We start from the raw sequence: 20,162 nt of genomic DNA, 5'->3' as shown, positions 1-20,162 counted from the left end.
GATTTTTTCAATATGTTGGCACTTCCACACCATACAAGGAGAGTAGAAATGTCGGACACCATCAAACCCAAGAAAGACCTCGCCAAACTGGAATCCGCGCTGGGAGTCAACCTGCAAGGGGATGCGGACATCAGTATCGATCTCGGAAACGGCAAGAAAAGGGAACTTCGCATCCGCTCTCTTGGCAGCGCGGCCTATGACATATGGGCGGCCGATTTTGCCCTGGACAGAAAACCCATTGGGAACCTGAACGCTCTGGAGGAAATGGCCGGGGTCAAGCTCGATGCCGACACCGCGGTCGATATCACCACCTCAGCCAGCGCCGAACCCCTGCGGATCCGCTCACTGGGTTCCAAATTTTACGATATCTGGTCTGCGACCACTTCGTTAAAAAACAAATAAGCCTGTCCGAACGTGCCGGGAATAGAGGGGTTGCTCAACCTTGAGCAACCGCGCCACGCGACGCTGGTCATAACAGACTTCGCCGGCGCAGCGGACATTGCGGGGACGATCAGGCGCGCATTGCAACAATCCGCGTCTGAAGTGCGGCACCTGGACCTCACCCGCGCGCACCATGCGGCGGGCGAGGACTTGTTGGCAGCACTGGACTCCCTGGGGCTGAGCCCCCATTGCCACTATATTTCCATCCTCGCCATTCTCTGTCAGCATCGCTCCTTTGGCGCGGTGCGAGCGCTTCAGGACAGGTTGCCAAGGGGCGATTGCGCTCGCCTGGAGCTCCCTTCGCTGGAAATGGGCTTCCAACTATCGCAGGCTCAGCACATGCTCGATATCGTGCTGAAGTCTGACTATCACCTGCAGGACATGGCCTCAAATCTTTTTTTTGAGGCCCTCGCCAGTGACAACAACTACAATGTCGACGTCACCACCTCCGAAGCTGTGCTCCACATCATCGACAACAAACCCTGGTTTCAACTGGCGGGGAAATTGGTGGACGGTGAAAGTCGTATTCTGCCGGGCGGAGAAGTCGCCTATACCGGCAGTTGCATCGACGGGGCACTGACCATTGATGGTGGCTTGCTGGCGACACCGGAAGCGCCGGAAGCTGCGCCCCTGGCGCGTGCATTAACGGCCTTGAGTGGCGAATTCCAACATGATCCCGTCACCGTGAAAATTACCGGCGGCAGCGTCCTGGGGTTCGAGAGCAAGGGCAACCTGGCCCGCAGACTGACACACTTGCTGTCTGATTCAGGTTACCGCCGAGTCACCGAGGTGGGTATCTCATTCAATACCGCATGCAGGGAGTTGATCCATACCTGGCCGGCCTCCTCCAACGAAGGTTGTCCGGGGATTCACATCGGCTTGGGCGGCGATCCCGATCCCGATGATAGCCACGACAGGAACATGCTGGTTCATATCGATCTGATCACCCCGAGGGGGGCCGTCAATGTGAATCAAAAACCCTTCATGAAGCTGGCGTGATGGCATTGATCAACCGCGCCCTCATCACCGGACAGGACGATTTATTCAGCCTGTTCAGCCACCCCTCGCCACTGCGGGACTTTGCCGTGGTATCGTCATTTTTTACCGAGCAGACTGCCGCCACCCTGATTCAGGCGCTGGGGGACATCAGCTTCTCACACTACTGTGTCTGGTCTCCCAGCCACTCCGAACACGACCTCGAAAAAGCCTTTCGGGAGCCGGACCCCAATTATCCGCACCTCACCGTTCACGCCCGCCCCAGGCAGTTGAACAATGAGGTCTTTGAACGGGTCGCCAAATCGCTGGGCAGCCCAGACACCCTGCAATGGCTGAGCACGATCAGCGGTCGACAGATAGCGTACATGGACCCCCGCCATGTACTGACCCGGTGGGGGCCAGGCTCATTCCTGGGCCCCCATCTCGATGCCGGCTCTGCCGACGATCCGGTTGCCCTGGTACTGTCCATCTCGCTCACACAGGAGTGGCGCCGGGAATGGGGGGGCGAAACAGTCTTTGCGTGGACGGATAGCAATGCCCGGGTCACCTCTTACCCAAAACTCAATCAGGCCGTGCTGTTTGCCCCCCATTCTGGCTCATTTCACTGGGTGGAGCCGATAGCGGAATCGGCACCGGACAGCATGCGCCACACCTGGACCCTGCATTACCGGTGATGGCCAAACAGAACGCCTAGGGATAACCGAGCATGGACTATTCGCAACAGACGACTGCCTTTTTTACAAAGTATCTGAACCTTGACATCGGTGCGCGCGAGCACATCAGCGTGCTGTTCACGGATATCGCACTGCCAAAATGGTTCCGGGACGGCCTCGGCGGCGTAACGGATACCACCTGGAAAATTATCGACGCCCGCAAACTGGACAGCCAGCGAGCGCTGTTGGAAACCTTGTGGGATCCCCAGCGGCGTTATATCTCCGTGCACGACTACACTGTCTCGACATTTTTTGGCAACGAGCAATCCGCCGTAAAATTCGCCGAGATCAGCACCGGCATTGACTACACCAGTTTTGAATTCCCCCGATACGACGTCGAGGAAAGCCAGGTTGAGACGCTGTTAAAACGCTATGTCAGCGGTGACCCCAACACACAGCTTGGCGATGTGGACTGTTTTTTTCATTTCCTGGATGACGACCCGGCCTATGTGATCGACTTTCACACCGGTCCCGGCTACGAGCATGTGCTGACCGTCAGGGGTCCCGAGCCCTGGATGGAACTGGCGGGCCCCCTGTGCGAAGGCAATATGCGTTTTGCCCCGGGTGCAGAAATTTTTTATCACGGCAACGCGGTCAACGGAGAACTCTATTGCGCTGAAGGGATTAACCTGCTGCCCTTGCGCTCGGGACAGCTGGAGAAAGCTCTCTGCCAACACGCGCTACAGTTGGGCAGGCTGGTGATGTCCGATCCCCTGGTACTGGCCATCTCCTTGTCCCGCATTACCGCTATCGACTCCGTCAAAGGCCACTCCGCCAAACTGTTTCGGCAAATCTGTGACGAAGACGAAGCCTTCCTGCATCTGGTGGAAGTCGGTATTGGCATGAATCCGTCGGCCGGCCCATTGATCCACAACTGGGCCGCCACCTCAAACGAGGCGGTACCGGGGGTACACATCGGGGTCGGCGCTGACCCGGCAAACACCAGCAGGTTCCAGACCAACGTGCACCTGGACTTTGTCTGTCCCAGCACCCTGATCCAGGTAAACAAGCAGCAGTTCTACGATGGCCAATGCTTCACCAAGCCAATTAGGTAAAGTGCAGGGCCATGAACAGATCGTCCACATACTCTGAACCAAAACAGAATTCGTCCACCAGGCGCCCCTCCTCCCTGAAACCTTGCTGGCGGTACAGCTCGATTGCCCGCCGGTTGGAACCCAGCACGGTCAACGACAGTTTGCGAACACCCCTGCGGCGCGCTTCTGCAATGGCGCGATCTAACAGCTGCCGACCAATCCCCCGGCGGCGCGCCGTTTGAGCCACCACCAGGGAGCGCAGGCAGAGAACATGGGCATTGCTGGCAAAGGGTGTGCGGTTGCCCAGCACCACATACCCGAGGACACGCTGATGGCCATCGACGGCAACCCAGGTGTGCGCTATCGGGTTTCGTTCCAGAAAGGGGCTTGGCGGCGGTGGCGCGGGACGCGTCCCATCATCCCAATGTTCCCGCTCCAGCATGTCCAATGCCGATGCGTGTTGTTGTTGCGCCTGCTCAATGCGAAGATCAACCATAAAAGAGTCCACTGCCATCAATACTGTACTGCCCAGTTTACTAGACCCCGCAAGGGTTTTGGATGCCATGCGTAATGGCGCCGGCCTGTGTTCGACGGCAACGCCGCACACCGTACGCTGCGCATGGTTTCGACAACTACTCAAGCTCGGGGCCTTCAACCTACCCGCGGAAGCCTACGCCACCAACCCGGTTGTCCTGTCCGATCCCGGCAATGCTCTTTGCCAGACCCTGTTGCAATCGTTCACACAGCAGGCGCCCCCAGCCTACAGGTCCGTCACAACAGCTCACGCGCAATCACTGGTACGGAGGGCTTTCGATTTAATCGCGTTGTGGCGCCCGGGCATTGCCGAAACCGTCAGCACACTGTGCTATTTTATTGTCGTGGTGGACGTGGAATCAGGCCACTGCGGGGGCGCCAGCCAGTCCGACCACCCCGGCGTGATCTGGCTGAGACCCGGCAGCCATTGGGGGGTTGAAGAAGTGGCGGAAAGTCTCCTTCACGAGACCGTGCATCAGGCACTTTTTCTCGAGGATGCGGTTTTCGGCCTTTTCGAGGAAGCCGCGTTCGACAACCCGCCCTCCCTGCCCAGCGCCGTGCGCAGTGTCTACCCCTCCAATCAGGAACCGATCCGAACCTTTTGGGCGTCCTATCACGCCCTTTGCGTGGCGCGCTGGCTGAGCGCCTGGTTCACACAGCGCAATCCCATGCTGGCGGCACAGTTTCAGACAGCCGTCTCCCTCTCCCATCCCCACCTCTGGCAACATCAACATCTGTTGACCCGCAGAGGCCAGGCACTGCTGAGTAACGAGGCATGCACACAGACAATCTGATACGCGACGGCTACAGCGTATTCCGCAGCGCCATTTCCCCCTCGCGGATCACTGCGGCGAGACATCATATTCACGCGGCGTTTGCCGAAGCACAGGTGGTGGAGCAAACGCTATTGCTCCCCAGTCTCACCAACGACCCGGTGCTGCGGGATATCGCCGAACAATCGGAAGTATCCACACTGCTCAGCGAGTTAACCAATGGCGATATCCTGCCGCCAGACCATGTCTACCCCATCCTCAGGTTATCCGAACTGCAACGCCCGGCCGTCGTCGAGCTGGCCCCGCACATCGACGGCACCTGGAACCCCCTTCAGGAACAAACCCGCCATGGGGATTTTTTCGCCTTTTGCGCTCACCTGTTCGTGTTCCTGAGCGATGTCCCCGCTCCCGACTATGGCGCCTTCCATGTATGGCCTGGCTCACATCACCGAATGGCAGCCTATATCAAGGCCAATGGCCTGTCGGAACTGAAGGCGGCAAAAGACGGCGGCAGGCACATCCTGTCTAAGCTGCAATTACCGCAGGCAACCCCTGTCACAGGCAGGACTGGCGATGTCGTCCTCTGCCACCCGCTACTGGCCCACAGCGGCTCACCCAATTACAGCCCGGAAATACGTTATGGCCTGGTCATCAGGCAAAGACACCGCCAATACCTTGTGGCGGATCAAAAACCCTACGCGGAACCCTTTTCACAGTGGCCCGGCCTGGCGGCGTCGGCCCTGGGCAACAGCAGCACATGACGCTGGAGTTACCCCGAATGCCGTTATCTGTAACGCGACCGGCATCAGTCCGCTGGCGCCGAGCGGAAGTCGATGTAATCCATTGCCGTTTTAGCGGGGGCTTCGAGCAGCGGCATATGCCCGACCCCCGGCATCATCCAGACCCGGCTGTTTGGCAACAGGAGATGCAGAGCCTCGGCACCGGAGGGATGGAGGATCTGGTCCTCCTCGCCCCAGACAATCAGCGCCGGTGCATTGATCGCTGAATACTGCGTTTCCAGTAGTGGCGATGCGGTCACCTGGGCCATGATTTTTTTGTGCAGGGGGTAATCCCCCACCGCCCGTTTGACCAGTGTTCTCCAGATAGAATTGGGCATGAAAGGCGGCTTGTGGGTCACGAAGTGCATCAGGGCCCTGAAGTCCTTCACTGAACACAACAGCAGCGGCAACTCACCGGTAGCAAGGTACAGTTTCAACAGGTCTGAGTTATGGGCAGCCCGGGTGCCCGCCGCATCCAGCAGCCACAGGCTGGCCACCCTGTCGGGGTACATTGCCGCCAATTGGGCCGCGATAAAGCCGCCCATGGAGTTACCGCCCAGATGCACTTGCCGCAGCCCCAGCTGCTCCAGAAAGGCACAGATATTTTCCACCTGCCCGGCAATGCTGTAGTCGGCATTGAGATCGCGGCTCGCCTCACCAAATCCCGGCAAGTCCGGGATGATGACCCGGTAATGGGGCGTCAGGAAACGGGCTATTCGGGTGAAATTATCTTTATCTCCACCAAAACCGTGGATCAACACCAGTGGTTCACCCTGCCCGCCTTCCAGGTAGGGCATGGTAAAGCTACCTGCAACAGCAGTATGTCGTTTCAGGCCGGAGCGCCCGCGCTCCAACCCCAAGGCCAGGCGGGCGGCTGTTGCCGGAAAAAGCCGGTCGAAAAACACCAGTAGCAACAGGGCCGCCAGCACACCGAGCACGCTATTCACCGGGGCGAAAACTCCAAAAACTCATCGGCCACCGGGGTATCGAGCAACATGTCCCGGTCCGCCCCGTAGGCATGCAGAACGCGCCATGGCAGGTGGCGCCCCTGACGCGGCAGCTCGGCATTGCCCCGTCGAATATAACCGGAGTTGAGGGTATTCATGGCACTTTCCCCTGAAGCTTCGCCCTCCGGGGCGCGGGGTATCACAACGGCATAGGCATGCTGATCCATGTAATTGATCAGTCGACAGATATAGCGGGAGGCAATATCGGCTTTCAAGGTCCAGGAGGCATTTACATAACCGAGAATAAACGCCAGGTTTGGCAGGTTCTGCATCAGCGTGGACTTGTAACTCACCAGCTGACTGGCCTGGACCACATGGCCGTCCAGACTCAGCGCGGTGCCGCCGAATGTCTGCAACTGCAACCCCGTCGCGGTGATCACAATATCCGCTTCCAGCACCGCGCCGGATTTCAGCCGAACCCCCTGTTCGACAAACGTCACGATCTCATCGGTCATCACCGATACCTGGCCGCGTTTGATTGCTTTAAACAGATCGCCATTGGGCACCACACACAGGCGCTGCTCCCAGGGTTGGTAATCGGGGGTGAAGTGGCGCATATCAGAGTCTTCGCCCAGGGCCTTGCGCACCTGTCCCAACAGGTAGTTGCGCATCCTCGCGGGATTGCCAATGGCGCGGTTGTAGATAAACCGTTGCAGCCCGATGTTGCACGAGCGGACAAACCCGTACAGCCAGCGGCGGGGCAGTATCTTTTCGAGCCGGCGCAGCAACTTGCCATAGCCGGGCACGCTCAGATAATAACTGGGCGAACGCTGCAGCATGGTCACATGGGCGGCCTCATTCGCCAGCGCCGGCACCAGGGTGACTGCCGTGGCACCGCTGCCGATCACCACCACCCTTTTGCCGCGATAATCCAGTGACTCCGGCCAGAACTGGGGATGTATACATTGCCCCTGAAACCGTTCGATACCGGGAAATTTGGGCAGATAACCTTTATCGTAGTTGTAATAGCCGGCGCAACTGATCAGAAAGCTGCAGCTGTAGTGGCGCACTTCCCCGCTCGATTCGAGCAGACCGCTGACTTGCCACCGCTGCCGCTCAGTCGACCAATCGGCACTGATCACCTTCACCCCGAACTGAATAGCTTTTTCCACATCGTATTCCCGTGCGGTCTCGGTGATGTAGTCGCGGATCATGCCGCCCGCTGCCAGCACCCTGGGCGCCCTCCAGGGTCGGAAGTCATAGCCCATGGTAAACATATCGGAATCGGAGCGAACACCGGGATAGCGGAACAGGTCCCAGGTGCCGCCAATGGCATTGCGGCGCTCGAGAATAACCACCCGCTTGCCCGCGGTTTCCCGCTGCAGGTGGCAAGCCATGCCGATACCGGACAACCCGGCACCGATGATCAAGACGTCGTATTCTGACTGCACGGGTTGGTGCCCCTGGTTGATGTCCCTGTGAGGAGGACTTAGCGTTTGAATACCAGGGCAGTTTCTGTCTTATTCGCCCCCGGTGAAAGCCTCTGTCTATATTATTTCCCCAGATGGTACCGCCCCGCTCCACAAAAAGTACCTGATTGGCAAAACACCCCTTTATAATCAGCGCGCTCGGTGAAAAGGAACGATTTTTGATCAGGCCTTCTCTAACCAGAGGATCTAGAGCAGCTTGGCCACGGCGGGACAACCCATTGAACAAAAATGAATTAGCGCGCTTAAAAGGCGGCGACCAGACAGCCTTCGCAGAGCTGGTTCGCGACCATCACCGGGCGCTGGTGGCACTTGTCACGCCGATTGTCGGTCCCAGCGAAGCCGAGGAGGCGGTGCAGAATGCCTGGCTCAAGGCCTATCACGCCATTGCCGGGTTTGAGGAACGCTCACAAATCCGCACCTGGCTGGGCAGAATCGCCATCAACGAAGCCAAAATGCAGTTGCGCCAGCGAAAGCGCGAACTGCTGTTCAGCGATTGGGGAAATCCGGACCAGGGCAACGACCCGCTGGCATCCCGCTTTCAGGAAGACGGCCACTGGCAGGACCCGCCCAGCGATTGGCATGTGGACTCACCCGACAGCCTGCTGATGGGCGAGCACCTGGCGGACTGCCTGGAAAGACTGCTGACCGAAATGCCCGCCAACCAGCGGTCGATGCTGGAAATGCGCGATGCCAGCGGCCTGCCCTTCGAGGAAATCTGTAACGAACTGTCCATTTCCGCATCCAATGCACGGGTGTTGTTGCACCGCGCACGGACGCAGTTATTCAAACTCGTGGATCACTATCAGGAGACCGGAGAGTGCTGAGCTGCCGTGAGGTCGTCAAAGACGCAGACCATCTGCTCGACGGTGGGTTGGGTTGGCGCCAGCGGCTGGCTGTCAGATTTCATTTGCTGATCTGCCACCATTGCCGCCGCTATGTGCGGCAATTGCGCATGTTGATTTTTGCCATTCCCTATATGCATCAACCCGCCAGCGATGAGGATGTCGCCAGAATCATGGCCGCCATTGCCTCCGGCGAAAAACCTGGCGCCTGACCTGCTCGCTCCAGCCGCCCTCCCCCCCAGGTTTTTCGCTGCTCGCCAACCGGCGGCGGGCTGATTTCACCTCAAAACCCGTCGCGGTGTAACAAACCTCACCGAGCTGCATCCATAACGTACATTGCAGGCAGTACATGTCAGGTCCGGTGCCCAGCCGTTAGGGCTATCCGGTCATAGGCACTGCCTGCAATGGCCGACCGTAAACGATACGGGCAAATCTTTTAACCCGGGTGTCACCTGTAACAAAAACAGAAGTAACGCATCCATTGAACAGCTACTTTCTCAATCAACGACCAGGAGTCAAACGTGAAAAAAGCATCGATTAACACCCTGAAAACCGCCATTGGTCTCGCCGTCATCTCCACCAGCTTCAGCGCACCCCTGGCTGCCCTGGCCGACAATCCCTTTGTGGCCAACGATATCGGCAGCGGCTACCAAGTCGCCGGCAAGGACGCCGAAGGCAAATGCGGTGAAGGCAAATGTGGCGAAGGGAAGAAAGCCGCCAAGGAAGCCGAAGGCAAGTGTGGCGAGGCAAAAGCGGCGGCCAAAACTGCCGAGGGCAAATGTGGTGAAGGCGAGCCCGATGCCAAGGCCACTGAGGGCAAATGCGGTGAAGGCAAGGCTGCCGCCAAGAGTAGCGAAGGAAAATGCGGCAGCAAATAACCCATTCGTCGCGCTAACGCCGGGACGGGCGGCCGCGGCCGCCCTGTTCCGCCACCCCTCATTCACAGCCCAACCGGGCAACCCACCGAGACAAAGCAGGTCAGCACCATGAACATCATCAAATCAAGCCGCAAGCTTCACCAATGGCTCAACCTGACTCGCCATCTGGATTACCTGGCGCCACTGCTGCTAAGGCTGTTTTTGGCGCCGGTGTTTCTCTCCGCCGGTCTCACCAAGCTCGCCGCCTTTGACAGCACGGTGGCGTGGTTTGGCAACCAGGATTGGGGACTCGGCCTGCCCCTTCCCTGGCTGATGGCGTTCCTCGCCACAGCGGTGGAACTGCTGGGTGGCTTTTTGCTGCTGTTTGGCCTGGCAACACGCTATATAGCCATTCCCCTGATGATCACCATGCTGGTGGCGATTTTCTCGGTGCACTGGGACAACGGCTGGTTTGCCATCGCCCCGTCCAACCCGGACACCAGCATGGCCCAGCCCCTGGCGGCAGTGAGCATTGGCGCGGCGGAACACAGCCTCGCCAACAGTGCGGAAGTGGGTGTGCGCTTGAAGGAGGCGCGGGATATTTTGTACCAGTACGGCGATTACGACCGACTGACCGAAAAGGGCAACTTCGTCATTCTCAACAATGGCATCGAATTCGCCGCCACCTATTTCATCATGCTGTTGTCGCTGTTTTTTACCGGTGCCGGCCGCCTGGTCAGCCTGGATTACTGGCTCGTATGCTGGTTAAACCGCCGTCAGTATGGCGACAACAGTCAAACAGCGGAGCAACCGGCCACAAAGTTTGCCTACGACTAAACAAGAAGATGAGAGAAACTGAAAACTAGGGGTTGGCTTTCATCACCCTGGCCACCACCGCAAACAGCGGATCACCGAATTCGGGACTGCGATCCATTAACTCGATGTTCCGGTAACAACCCGCCGCTTCGAGAAAATGCCTGACCAGGTGGGCGCGCTGTTCGTCCTGCAAATACAACCAGGCGGCGGTGGCCTTGGTTTCAAAAAAGCGGTTTGAATAGCTAATCACCAGCGGCGCATCGCTTTTCAGCACCCGGCCCAGGTCGGCGAGCACCACCACGGGTTGGGTGAGGTAGTTGATGGAGACACAGATCGCGGCGCCATCAAATTCGCTATCCACAAATGGCAACCGGGGTTCCCTATTGAGATCCTGCACCACCCAGTCATCCAGTTGTCTGTTGTTGGCCATTTCACGATCATTCATACCCAGGCCCACCACCCTGTCATAACGGCACTCCTCCGGCAGATGGCTGAGGAAGCTGCTCATCAGGTCGAGGATGACACCACCATCCGGCAGATATTGCCGGTACAGTTCGGTCACCGCATCCATGGCAAACGGGTCGATGTGGCTGACAAAACGCGGCACCCGATAAAACGCCTCATCCGGGGTTTCATCCTGGCGACGAAAGGAACTTTCCGTGAGGCTGAACCTGTATTTTTTATCGAAGGCCATAGCGGCAGGCTAAACCAGCCCGGCATTCCCGTAAAGACGGCAAGTTGCGCGCCACCCCCTCCGGGAAACGTCAAATGCAGCATCACCGGCTTGATCTTTCCGGCACTTGGAACTGTACTTTCTATCAAGTAGCGGGGTTTTCCGACAACCCGTCACGTTCCCAGGAGTTACCATCATGGGTGATCGCCAACCGAAACAGCCGGTGCTAGAAGTCAATCTGGTGGTACACCACCTGAAGCTCAATTGCCCAGATTTGGCCGATGTGCAGAGCGCCCTGACGGAAATCGCCACCTGCTATCCCTGTGATAAGGTTTGCTTCGATGAACAGCAGCAGACACTGCAAATCGCCTACGACACCTCCAAGCTCAACGAAGCGGGCATCCTGGAACTGCTGCTAAAGCACCATATTGAGGTCAATCACGACTGGTGGACTCACTCCCGGCAGGGCTACGACCATCTGATTGGCAGGGATAGGGAAGAAAAGAGTAAGCGTTGAGCGGGGCGTTGTCATAAGATCAGGCCGACGCCGATAACAATAAAATCATCACCGACAGAGGGACATTATGGAGCCGACGCATGTTCTTGAAGTTTTGGACATGGGCATCGACACCCACCAGGAACCAGTGGTCTACATGCGGGAAGATTGCGATATCTGCCGCGCCGAGGGCTTTTCCGCCAGCAGCCGTTTAACGCTCAGTGCCAATGGCCGCACCCTGATCGCCACCCTCAATGTGGTCGACACCCATGTCATGGGCGCCGGGCGCGTGGGGCTGTCAAAGATCGCCATGCAGCACCTGCGGGTGAAAAATGGCAGCAAGTTGATGGTTCAGCACACGCCCCTGCTCACCTCCCTGAGCCTGGTGAGGAAAAAGATCTACGGCCATCCCCTGAATGAGGAAGAACTCAACCAGATCATTGCCGACATCAGCAGCCACCGTTACAGCGATATCGCCATCGCCAGTTTTCTCAGCGCCTGTGCCGGCAATCGCCTGGATGTGGATGAAATTACCGCACTGACCAAGGCCATGGTTGCCTGTGGCAAACGGCTGGAATGGCCCGGCCAGGAGCGTATCTTTGACAAACACTGTATCGGCGGTTTACCCGGCAATCGCACCACCCCCATCGTGGTATCCGTGGTCAGCGCCGCCGGGCTGACCATCCCCAAAACCTCATCGCGGGCCATCACCTCCCCGGCCGGCACGGCAGACACCATGGAAACCCTCACCAATGTGGATCTGAAACTGGCGGATATTCAGCGGGTGGTCAGTGAAACCGGCGCCTGCCTGGCCTGGGGCGGCGGTGTTAACCTGAGCCCGGCGGACGACCTGCTGATCCGTATTGAACGGGCACTGGATCTGGACGGCGAAGGCCAGTTGATCGCCTCGGTGCTGTCGAAAAAAATTGCTGCCGGCTCCACCCATACGGTCATCGATATCCCGGTGGGGGACACCGCCAAAATCCGCACCCAGGGGGAAGCCGACCGGCTGGCCTCCCTGTTCTCCCAAGTGGGCGCCGCCTGCGGCATTCAAATCCGCTGCGTGATCACCGACGGCAGCCGCCCCGTGGGCTTTGGTATCGGGCCGGTTGAGGAGGCCCGGGACATTCTGGCGGTACTCCAGAATCGGCCGGAAGCGCCCCAGGATTTGCGCCAGCGCTCACTGATGTTATCCGCCCACCTGCTGGATATGGCCAATGGCAATGGTCTACAGGAGAGTTTGTTACAGGCAGAGGCCTTGTTAACCAGTGGGCAGGCCTGGCAGCAGTTCCAGCGGATCATTCGCACCCAGGGCCGATTGAAGGTGCTGCCCGACGCCCATTTCCAACATACAGAAAACGCCGATCACAGTGGCGTGATTACGGCCATCGACAACCGCCGCCTGGCCCGGGTCGCCAAACTTGCCGGGGCGCCCTTCCACCCTTCCGCCGGTTTGCGGCTGGCGGTCAATGTGGGCCAGGAGGTGTCGGCCGGACAGCCGCTGTTCACCCTGTTTAGCGAAAGCAAGGGTGAACGGGACTACGCCCTCGCCTTCTACCGTGACAACGGCCCCATCTTCACCATCGGGGAGGCCCCATGAGCATGCCGACCGGCAACCCTCCGCTCCTGTTTTCACTGGATGGCCACCCCCTATTGTCATCCCTGAGCGAACAGCTGGGCGGTGTCGTCGGCAGCCTGGACAGCCGCCAGTTTCCCGATGGAGAAACCTACCTGAAGGTGAACACCCCGGTGGCCGGAGCCGACTGTGTGGTGGTGGCCAACCTGGCCCACCCCAACAAGACCTTTCTGCCGCTGATCTTTTTGCTCGGCACCCTGCGCGATCTCGGGGCAAACTCGGTGGGACTGGTGGCCCCCTATCTCTGCTATATGCGCCAGGACCGGCGCTTTGCCGAGGGCGAGGCGCTCACCTCCAGACTGTTTGCCCGAATACTGTCCCAACACATGGACTGGCTGGTGACCGTCGATCCGCACCTGCACCGCTATCACGCCCTGGACGAGATCTACAGCGTACCCAGTCAACGGGTGGAGGGTGCCCACGCCCTGGCGGATTGGCTGCGCGGGCAACAGCAATTGTTACTGGTGGGTCCGGATGCGGAAAGTGAACAGTGGGTCGCGGAGGTGGCGGGCGCCAGCGGCCACCCCTATGTCATTGGCGAGAAACATCGCTTTGGCGATCGCCAGGTGGAAGTCCAGCTGCCGGAGCTGTCCCCCTATCGTGGCAGGACAGCGGTGATCATCGACGATGTGATTGCCAGCGGCCAGACCATCCTGCAATGCCTGTCGGCCCTGAAAAAAGGTGGTATCGGGCGGGTCAATTGCGCCGCCGTGCACGGCATTTTCGCCAACCGAGTCGATGTGGCATTACGGCAGGCGGGCCTGGGGGAACTGGCAACCTGCAACACCATCCCCCATCCCACCAACCGCATCGATATAACGCCATTGCTGGTGCCCGCCGTCACAGCCTGTTTGCCCAGACACAAGAATTGAGCGGGAATTTGCGTCAGAACAATCCATTGACGCTGTAGCGGGTTAAACTGTTTTGCCAAGACCACTGATAACAACGACATTATGAAAATAAACAGTAGTCAGAATGGGATAGAACCGAACCGCCGCATCGACCCGAGGCTGGAAGCGGCACTTGAGGAGACCAACCGGCAGGACTTCATCAACTGTGAAGATCAGCAACTGGTGGCCGGCCACAGCATCCCCTCCGCCAGGGTCCTGAGCCAGATCTTCAGTATCCTGTCGTTTCCGGTCAATCCAAAAGTACTGCATGTGGGCGCCGGGCTGGGCTACGCCTGTGCCGTGCTGGCCAGGGTCGCCAGCCAGGTGGTCGGCATCGAAAAGGACCCCGCCATGGCCGATGCGGCCATGGATCGGCTGAGCGGACTCAAGCTCGGCAATGTGGTGGTGCTCCATGGGGACGGCAAGGAAGGCGCCCCCCAGCAGGCGCCCTTCGATATCATTATCGTGTCCACCCCCAAGGTGACCGAGCTCGCCACCCTGATCGGGCAACTGGCTCCCGGCGGCCAACTGGTCTGCGTGGAGTGCACGCCATCGGTGCTACTCAGACTGGTGAAATACACCCTGGACGAACACGGCCAGGTCAGCCGCGGCGAACACGGCTGTGTCAATTTCTCCCACAAGGACGAACAGGGTCTCATCGAACTGGGTCTCGCCAACAAGGACATTCTCAGCAAGGCGCGGGATCGGGCCAAAGCCAACAACACCCTGATCATCGACGAGGTGCGCGAGCTGGCCAATCTGGACGACATGGCCCTCTACCGCACCATGGCCAAGCGCTACAACCTGGAGCTGGGCAATGTGGATATGCTGTTGCGCCGCCTCGACCCGAAGATTTTCAACAGCTTTTCCCAGGCCTTCCTGGATCACCACCGGCTGATCCCCCTGTACATCGACCGCGGCACCCTGCGGGTGGCCACCAGCGATCCCGAGGCCTCCCTGGAGGAAATCCAGCGGGTGTTCCCGCGCCATAAACTGGAGAAATTGCTAGTCACCCCCACGGATTTCCGCCGCCTGTGGTCCGCCACCGACCTCTGCGTGCAGGCCCACAGCTCCACCCTGCCCGCCTATGAGGAAAAAGCCCTGGCCGCTGCCGACCAGGATCTGCTGGGCAAGGACAAACCGGAGGTCGGGGCACACCTGATCTCGCTGTTCGAGGCACTGCTGCTGGATGCGGTGGCCGAGCGGGCCAGTGACCTGCATATCGAGCAGTATCAGAAACAGGTGCGCATCCGCCTGCGGGTCGACGGGGAGTTGCACGACCTGCCCCACTACGATATCAGCCCGGCGGAACTGCGCGGGCTGATCAATGTGATCAAATTGCGCGCCGAGTTGAATATCGCCGAACGCCGCCTGCCCCAGGGCGGCCGCTCCCGTTTGCGGGTGGGGGAATCCCTGTTCGACCTGCGCATCCAGGTGCAGCCTTCACTGCACTCTGAGCACGTGGTGATTCGCCTGCTGCCACAGAATTCCGACCTGATCAGTATCGACAAGCTGGGCCTGTCGCCACAGCTATCCGACCACTACCGGCGCCTGCTGCGCAACCCGGCCGGACTGGTCCTGGTGGTGGGCCCCACCGGTTCCGGCAAGAGCACCACCCTCTACGCCGGGCTGCAACTGCTGGCCAGCGATGGCACCCGCAAGGTCATTACGGCGGAAGATCCCATCGAGTACTCCATCAACAATATCCAGCAGACCCGGGTGCGACCGGAAATCGGCTTCAGTTTTGCCGATGCCATGCGCTCCTTTGTGCGCCAGGACCCGGACGTCATCCTGATCGGCGAAATACGCGACCACGAAACGGCACAGGAGGCGATACGCGCCTCGCAAACCGGCCACGTGGTGCTCTCCACCCTGCACTGCAACGATGCCGTGGACGCCATGCAGCGCCTGTTTGACCTGGGCGTCCACCCCAATTCGCTGGCCAGTGAACTGCTGGCGGTGATCGCCCAGCGGCTGGCCAAGCGCATCTGTGACCACTGCCGGGTGGAGGCCAAACCCGAGCTGGACATTCTTCAGGAAGTCTTCCCCGACGGCACCCCGGACAGCTTCCGCTGCTACATCGGCAAGGGCTGTCAGCACTGCAACAACAGCGGTACCCACGGCCGGGTGGCGGTGGTGGAATACCTGCAAATTGATACCGAACTGCGCAATGCCATCGCCCGCCATATCCCGGTGGGTGAACTGCGCAAACTGGCCCTGGACTGCGGCCTGGCAACCATGCGCGACAGCGCCCTCGACCATGTCATCCAGGGCAATATTCCGCTGTCAGAACTGCCCCGCATCCTGCCGGCCGAACGGATGGCCCCGGAAGCCCGCTGGCAGTGGGAACAACCGGCCTGAGACCCGAGAACATGAACGATAAAGCCATACAGCGTCCCACCGCGGAGAATCTCTACCGGCACGAACTGGAAATACTGCGCGAGTGGGATCCGGGTCCGGCTCCGCCCGGCTGGAATCTGTCGCCGCTGGCGGTGGAGAAATTCGTGCTCGGCGATGCCGAGCTGGGCATTCAGCGCAAATTTGTCGCCCAGCGAGAGCTGGTCACCCGCATCATCATCAGCCTCGCCACCAACCGCGGTGCCATGTTGATCGGCGAGCCGGGCACCGCCAAATCCTGGCTGTCGGAACTGCTGTCCTGCGCCATTTCCGGCCAGTCCACCCTCACCGTGCAGGGCGGCGCCATCTCCCAGGTCAGCCAGTTGCTGTACAGCTGGAATGAGGCACTGCTGCACAGCAAGGGGCCCTGCCGGGAAGCACTGATCCCCAGCCCCATTTACCAGGGCATGCAGGAGGGCCAGCTGGTGCGCTTTGAGGAGATCGCCCGCTGCCCGCAACACATCCAGGATGCCGTTCTCTCCATCATGTCGGAGCGGCAGATCATGGTGCCGGAACTGGGCAAGGATGCGCTGCTGTTCGCCCGGGAGGGCTTCAATATTATTGCCACTTCCAATTCCCTGGACCGCGGCGTCAACCAGATGAGCGCCGCCCTGAAGCGCCGCATGAATTTCGAAACCATCCCGCCGATTCGGGACCTGGCGGACGAAATTGACGTGGTGATGCGCGAGTCGGAAAAACTGATCCGCCTGTCCGGTGTCGAGGTCAAACCCGACCTGCAGACTGTCGAGGTGCTGACCACCCTGTTCCACGAACTGCGCAACGGCCAGACCTTGGACGGCCGCAGCACCGACCGGCTGGCCGCCACCGTGATGTCGACAGCCGAAGCCGTGTCCGTCGCCCACGCCATGGGGGTGCACGCCTACTATTACGGCAATGGCGCCATGGCCCTGGACAATCTGGTGCACTTCCTGATCGGCGCCGCCCTCAAGGACAACAAGGACGACCGCCGCCGCATGAAACATTATTTTGAAACGGAAGTGGCAATCAAGAAAGGTGGCCACTGGCAGCAGGTGTATGAACAGCGGCGACTGCTGTAGACCCCGACCCCAGCCTACGCCGACCCCACGTAACAGGGCCTGGCGCGAACGCAGTTTCGGCCGCTGTTCTTGGCCCAGTAGAGTCCTTCATCGGCGCGTTTGATCAGGCTGTCGATAGCTTCTCCCGGTGAGTATTCCGCCACACCAAAGCTGCTGGTGACCTGGATGTGTTCTGGAAACGCCGTGCCTGCCATCTTGGCGCGCAACATCTCGGCCAGGGTTTCGGCACCCATGAGCGAGGTGTTGGCACAGATCACCATAAACTCCTCTCCTCCCCAACGGCCCGCATAATCGGTTTCGCGGATATTGCGTTTGAGGCAGCGGGCAATTTCGCGCAGCACCTGATCACCCACCAGGTGGCCATTGTCGTCATTGATAAGCTTGAAATGATCGATATCCAGCAAAATGATGGAAAATACCGGGCTGCCGCGATTGACCAGCTTGCTCTCTTTCACCAGCAGGCTGTCGAGCTTGTTGCGATTGTTGAGGCCGGTCAGCGTATCGGTGATAGACAACAACTCGGCATTTTTCTTCTGGGTCATATCCAGATAAACGGCGTTATAACCCGCGACCTTGCCACTGGGGTCCATAACCGGCTCAGCGAAGACATCCATCACCAGCTGCTCGCCATCCTGGCGTTTCAGAAAGACTTCAGCCTGCCAATTCTGTCCCGCCGCTATCGCCTCCAGCAACTGGCCAACCCGGATTTCGTTATGGGCCTGATCCAGTAAAACCGTATGGGGTTTCCCCAACAACTGGTCGCTTTGGTAACCCGTCAGCTGGCAAAACGCCACCGATATGTATTGCACCTTCAAGCCGCTATCCACCCGCATGACACAGGTGTGGCGATCGAGTATGGACAGGTAGCGCTCCACTTCCTCGCGCGCCTCTTCGGCATCCCGGGTCTTCTGGGACACCCTGATTTTCAGCCGTTGGTTGAGCACAAACATCAGGGCCAAAACGGCCAGCGCCACAAGGGCGAGGGGAACCATCCAGCGAAGCAACATTGAGCGAACATCGGGGGGCGCCAGGTAATCATCGACAAAAAAGCCGGCCAGATCGGCATTCCTTGGCACCCGATTCCGTTCGCGGTAAATATTGGCAATCCGGTCAAACCGATGGCGGTTGATCAGTCCAACCTCCAGCAGATCGGGCTGGACCATCCGGCGAATGGACCTGGCCTCATATGCCAACTGTTCGCGGCTTTTCTCGGGCTTATATTTCCGCAGAATCAGGTCGATGATTTCATCGGGGTGATCGAGCGCGTACACCCATCCCCGGATGCTGGCCCGCCTGAACGCGACCACCGTCTCTGGTTGCTGGTTGACCATGCGCTCACTGGTAAACAGGTTGTCGCCGTAGAAATCAATCCCGTAATTAGCCGGGTTAATGAGGTTAATCTTGACGCCCCTGGCCCGGTAGGCAAGGGGTTCATTACTGATGTAGGCCGACATCGCATCAACATCCGAATTGAGCAGTGCCCATTCATCAAAGCTGTGGGGTACCGAGATGATATCCTTGTGTCCCAAACCCACTTCGCTGAGGGTGGCGGCGATGGCCGCGTCGTCCTGGTCCAGCTGATACATCACGGATTTTCCGGCCAGGTCCGCAGGGCCGAGGATATTTTTTTCCGCCAGACTGATCAGCACCATCGGTGAATGCTGGAAGATCGGGTTGATCAGCACCACAGGGCTGCCATTCATACGGGAGACTATCAGGCTGGAATCCGCCACACCAAAATCCACCTGCCCGGAGACCACATCGTCCACCACAGAGGTTCCAGGATCCCGCCCCAGAATATGCACATTGAGCCCTTCCTCGGCATAAAACCCCTTTTCCAGGGCGGCGTAGTAACCGGCGAACTGAAACTGGTGGAACCATTTAAGGCGCAGGCTCACTGTCGTCTCAGCCCCATCGGAACGGGTCTGCAGCGCCCAGGACGAGGGCTGCCAGACGAGCGTGAGCAACAGGGACAAAAGCAGCTGGATAGCGGGTCGAGCTGGCAGGAATTTCCTGAACGGCAATACTTTTTGAATCAACACCAGCCAGTTACCTTTAGCGTAAAAAATGCCATGCTTTAAACACAGCGAGACGGCTGGGAAGGCTGCCAGCCATTCCTGTTGGGACTTGACCGCCCTGCCTGCCTTTCGGCACGTCCTGTTAACTCAAGAGAGATATAGCGGGAAACTTCTGAGGCCCGGATACCAGCACCGCTCAACCTGATGGTTATTGTTATTGCACCCTGTCAGGCTCGACCGTGACAGGATGCGAAAAGCGGTTGCAACATCCTTGTATTGGCATGATAACCCGTTCTTCAAATCCTGCAACACACAACCTCTGCCGGTCATTCACGGAACGGCGACAGCCCAGGCAAATCCATACCCCGCAGGCACGGGTGCGACCATTTGACTCAGCTGCTCCCTCGTCAAACACCCCTAAATATTGATCCGATTTATCTGCCACCGCCTCGTCACGGGGATGCCCCGCGGCGTATTCACTGGCAACCACCCTGCCGCCATATTTCAACCCTCCCCCATTACCGCTAGACTGTGCTTAGGGGAAAGGGAAGAGGGTCGCTGTGGATGGCCATCAGTGTCGCGGAATATTCAAAACGACTGGCACCGGTCGTGGCCGGCATGGGCCGGGACAACTTTCCGGGCCAATTGATGGCTTTCCTGAAAAAACTGCTACCCATCGATAATGCCGTGATTCTCTTCTACCACCGGCTGCAACCGCCGGTGCTGACTTACAATGACCTGCCGCCGGCCAATCGGCCCACCCATATCGATC

The 20,162-nt window shown here is 59.0% G+C and carries 21 protein-coding genes; 16 read left to right on the top strand and 5 right to left on the bottom strand.

The features are described 5' to 3' along the window. Window positions 1-48 precede the first annotated feature (48 nt). From ABY948_RS04875 to ABY948_RS04860, 4 genes are read left to right on the top strand one after another with little or no spacing between them, the layout of a single operon-like run. Window positions 49-402, top strand: coding sequence for a hypothetical protein (locus ABY948_RS04875; protein WP_461481390.1), 354 nt, complete (start codon window positions 49-51; stop codon window positions 400-402). Window positions 403-432: 30 nt separating this feature from the next. Then, complete coding sequence (locus tag ABY948_RS04870) at window positions 433-1,440, top strand: hypothetical protein (protein WP_461481389.1); 1,008 nt, start codon at window positions 433-435, stop codon at window positions 1,438-1,440. Then, a complete protein-coding gene (locus tag ABY948_RS04865; RefSeq protein WP_461481388.1) occupies window positions 1,440-2,111 on the top strand; it encodes a 2OG-Fe(II) oxygenase in 672 nt (223 codons plus the stop codon). The genes ABY948_RS04870 and ABY948_RS04865 overlap by 1 nt, the downstream gene beginning before the upstream one ends. 32 nt (window positions 2,112-2,143) lie before the next feature. Next, window positions 2,144-3,205: a M29 family metallopeptidase gene (locus ABY948_RS04860; RefSeq protein ID WP_461481387.1), complete on the top strand. Its 1,062-nt coding sequence runs from the start codon at window positions 2,144-2,146 to the stop codon at window positions 3,203-3,205. Here the strand turns inward: ABY948_RS04860 and ABY948_RS04855 are convergent. After that, window positions 3,198-3,680, bottom strand: a complete 483-nt coding sequence (locus ABY948_RS04855; protein WP_461481386.1) for a GNAT family N-acetyltransferase — start codon at window positions 3,678-3,680, stop codon at window positions 3,198-3,200. The genes ABY948_RS04860 and ABY948_RS04855 overlap by 8 nt on opposite strands. Before the next feature lie 67 nt (window positions 3,681-3,747). On the opposite strand from ABY948_RS04855, the gene ABY948_RS04850 reads away from it, so the two are divergent. Together ABY948_RS04850 and ABY948_RS04845 are read left to right on the top strand one after the other, a co-directional pair. Continuing rightward, window positions 3,748-4,512, top strand: coding sequence for an aKG-HExxH-type peptide beta-hydroxylase (locus ABY948_RS04850; RefSeq protein WP_461481385.1), 765 nt, complete (start codon window positions 3,748-3,750; stop codon window positions 4,510-4,512). Further along, window positions 4,494-5,252 carry a phytanoyl-CoA dioxygenase family protein gene (locus ABY948_RS04845; RefSeq protein WP_461481384.1) on the top strand — a complete coding sequence of 253 codons (759 nt, stop codon included), beginning with the start codon at window positions 4,494-4,496 and terminating at the stop codon, window positions 5,250-5,252. The genes ABY948_RS04850 and ABY948_RS04845 overlap by 19 nt, the downstream gene beginning before the upstream one ends. A gap of 44 nt (window positions 5,253-5,296) precedes the next feature. Here ABY948_RS04845 and ABY948_RS04840 read toward each other — a convergent pair whose 3' ends face one another. Together ABY948_RS04840 and ABY948_RS04835 are read right to left on the bottom strand one after the other, a co-directional pair. Further along, window positions 5,297-6,217 (bottom strand): alpha/beta fold hydrolase, encoded by a 921-nt coding sequence (locus ABY948_RS04840; protein ID WP_461481383.1) that lies wholly within the window; start codon window positions 6,215-6,217, stop codon window positions 5,297-5,299. Then, a complete protein-coding gene (locus ABY948_RS04835; RefSeq protein WP_461481382.1) occupies window positions 6,214-7,668 on the bottom strand; it encodes a flavin-containing monooxygenase in 1,455 nt (484 codons plus the stop codon). Before ABY948_RS04835 ends, ABY948_RS04840 begins: the two co-directional genes overlap by 4 nt. A 257-nt stretch (window positions 7,669-7,925) precedes the next feature. Here ABY948_RS04835 and ABY948_RS04830 point away from each other — a divergent pair, with 257 nt between their 5' ends. The 4 genes from ABY948_RS04830 to ABY948_RS04815 all read left to right on the top strand — a co-directional run bounded on the left by ABY948_RS04830 (window position 7,926) and on the right by ABY948_RS04815 (window position 10,243). Beyond that, window positions 7,926-8,531: an RNA polymerase sigma factor gene (locus ABY948_RS04830; RefSeq protein ID WP_461481381.1), complete on the top strand. Its 606-nt coding sequence runs from the start codon at window positions 7,926-7,928 to the stop codon at window positions 8,529-8,531. Beyond that, window positions 8,525-8,761 carry a zf-HC2 domain-containing protein gene (locus ABY948_RS04825; RefSeq protein ID WP_461481380.1) on the top strand — a complete coding sequence of 79 codons (237 nt, stop codon included), beginning with the start codon at window positions 8,525-8,527 and terminating at the stop codon, window positions 8,759-8,761. Before ABY948_RS04830 ends, ABY948_RS04825 begins: the two co-directional genes overlap by 7 nt. Before the next feature lie 309 nt (window positions 8,762-9,070). After that, the gene (locus tag ABY948_RS04820; RefSeq protein WP_461481379.1) at window positions 9,071-9,427 is read left to right on the top strand and encodes an HvfA family oxazolone/thioamide-modified RiPP metallophore; all 357 of its coding nucleotides are present in this window, start codon (window positions 9,071-9,073) and stop codon (window positions 9,425-9,427) included. Between the two features lie 108 nt (window positions 9,428-9,535). Next, window positions 9,536-10,243, top strand: a complete 708-nt coding sequence (locus ABY948_RS04815; protein WP_461481378.1) for an HvfX family Cu-binding RiPP maturation protein — start codon at window positions 9,536-9,538, stop codon at window positions 10,241-10,243. Between the two features lie 25 nt (window positions 10,244-10,268). On the opposite strand, the gene ABY948_RS04810 is transcribed toward ABY948_RS04815, so the two are convergent. Beyond that, window positions 10,269-10,916, bottom strand: a complete 648-nt coding sequence (locus ABY948_RS04810; protein WP_461481377.1) for a class I SAM-dependent methyltransferase — start codon at window positions 10,914-10,916, stop codon at window positions 10,269-10,271. Window positions 10,917-11,091: 175 nt separating this feature from the next. Between ABY948_RS04810 and ABY948_RS04805 the strand changes: the two genes are divergently transcribed. The 5 genes from ABY948_RS04805 (at window position 11,092) to ABY948_RS04785 (ending at window position 17,372) form a co-directional block, all read left to right on the top strand. Further along, window positions 11,092-11,412 carry a cation transporter gene (locus ABY948_RS04805; protein ID WP_461481376.1) on the top strand — a complete coding sequence of 107 codons (321 nt, stop codon included), beginning with the start codon at window positions 11,092-11,094 and terminating at the stop codon, window positions 11,410-11,412. Window positions 11,413-11,479: 67 nt separating this feature from the next. Next, window positions 11,480-12,991 (top strand): thymidine phosphorylase family protein, encoded by a 1,512-nt coding sequence (locus ABY948_RS04800; RefSeq protein WP_461481375.1) that lies wholly within the window; start codon window positions 11,480-11,482, stop codon window positions 12,989-12,991. Next, on the top strand, window positions 12,988-13,899 hold the full coding sequence (locus ABY948_RS04795) for a ribose-phosphate diphosphokinase (protein ID WP_461481374.1): 912 nt from the start codon (window positions 12,988-12,990) through the stop codon (window positions 13,897-13,899). Before ABY948_RS04800 ends, ABY948_RS04795 begins: the two co-directional genes overlap by 4 nt. 81 nt (window positions 13,900-13,980) lie before the next feature. Next, window positions 13,981-16,278: an ATPase, T2SS/T4P/T4SS family gene (locus ABY948_RS04790; RefSeq protein WP_461481373.1), complete on the top strand. Its 2,298-nt coding sequence runs from the start codon at window positions 13,981-13,983 to the stop codon at window positions 16,276-16,278. 11 nt (window positions 16,279-16,289) lie between these two features. Continuing rightward, window positions 16,290-17,372, top strand: a complete 1,083-nt coding sequence (locus ABY948_RS04785) for an ATP-binding protein (protein ID WP_461481372.1) — start codon at window positions 16,290-16,292, stop codon at window positions 17,370-17,372. A 14-nt stretch (window positions 17,373-17,386) separates the two neighbouring features. On the opposite strand, the gene ABY948_RS04780 is transcribed toward ABY948_RS04785, so the two are convergent. Beyond that, entirely contained in the window at window positions 17,387-19,414 is a 2,028-nt protein-coding gene (locus ABY948_RS04780) for an ABC transporter substrate-binding protein (RefSeq protein WP_461481371.1), read from the bottom strand. A 540-nt stretch (window positions 19,415-19,954) separates the two neighbouring features. Here ABY948_RS04780 and ABY948_RS04775 point away from each other — a divergent pair. Next, a partial coding sequence (locus tag ABY948_RS04775) for a hypothetical protein (RefSeq protein ID WP_461481370.1) occupies window positions 19,955-20,162 on the top strand: 208 nt, incomplete at its 3' end.

The sequence above is a fragment of the Porticoccus sp. genome (genome assembly GCF_041592135.1).
Taxonomy (GTDB): domain Bacteria; phylum Pseudomonadota; class Gammaproteobacteria; order Pseudomonadales; family Porticoccaceae; genus Porticoccus.
Note: the sequence above shows the minus strand (reverse complement) of the source record. Positions and strands in the feature narration are given on the sequence as shown.

Excerpts from the sequence above, each read along its gene's own strand:
- ABY948_RS04850 (WP_461481385.1), top strand. The coding sequence starts at position 3,748 with ATGCGTAATGGCGCCGGCCTGTGTTCGACGGCAACGCCGCACACCGTA.
- ABY948_RS04790 (WP_461481373.1), top strand. The coding sequence starts at position 13,981 with ATGAAAATAAACAGTAGTCAGAATGGGATAGAACCGAACCGCCGCATC.
- ABY948_RS04785 (WP_461481372.1), top strand. The coding sequence starts at position 16,290 with ATGAACGATAAAGCCATACAGCGTCCCACCGCGGAGAATCTCTACCGG.
- ABY948_RS04795 (WP_461481374.1), top strand. The coding sequence starts at position 12,988 with ATGAGCATGCCGACCGGCAACCCTCCGCTCCTGTTTTCACTGGATGGC.
- ABY948_RS04860 (WP_461481387.1), top strand. The coding sequence starts at position 2,144 with ATGGACTATTCGCAACAGACGACTGCCTTTTTTACAAAGTATCTGAAC.
- ABY948_RS04845 (WP_461481384.1), top strand. The coding sequence starts at position 4,494 with ATGCACACAGACAATCTGATACGCGACGGCTACAGCGTATTCCGCAGC.
- ABY948_RS04805 (WP_461481376.1), top strand. The coding sequence starts at position 11,092 with ATGGGTGATCGCCAACCGAAACAGCCGGTGCTAGAAGTCAATCTGGTG.
- ABY948_RS04815 (WP_461481378.1), top strand. The coding sequence starts at position 9,536 with ATGAACATCATCAAATCAAGCCGCAAGCTTCACCAATGGCTCAACCTG.
- ABY948_RS04855 (WP_461481386.1), bottom strand. The coding sequence starts at position 3,680 with ATGGTTGATCTTCGCATTGAGCAGGCGCAACAACAACACGCATCGGCA.
- ABY948_RS04810 (WP_461481377.1), bottom strand. The coding sequence starts at position 10,916 with ATGGCCTTCGATAAAAAATACAGGTTCAGCCTCACGGAAAGTTCCTTT.
- ABY948_RS04800 (WP_461481375.1), top strand. The coding sequence starts at position 11,480 with ATGGAGCCGACGCATGTTCTTGAAGTTTTGGACATGGGCATCGACACC.
- ABY948_RS04865 (WP_461481388.1), top strand. The coding sequence starts at position 1,440 with ATGGCATTGATCAACCGCGCCCTCATCACCGGACAGGACGATTTATTC.
- ABY948_RS04875 (WP_461481390.1), top strand. The coding sequence starts at position 49 with ATGTCGGACACCATCAAACCCAAGAAAGACCTCGCCAAACTGGAATCC.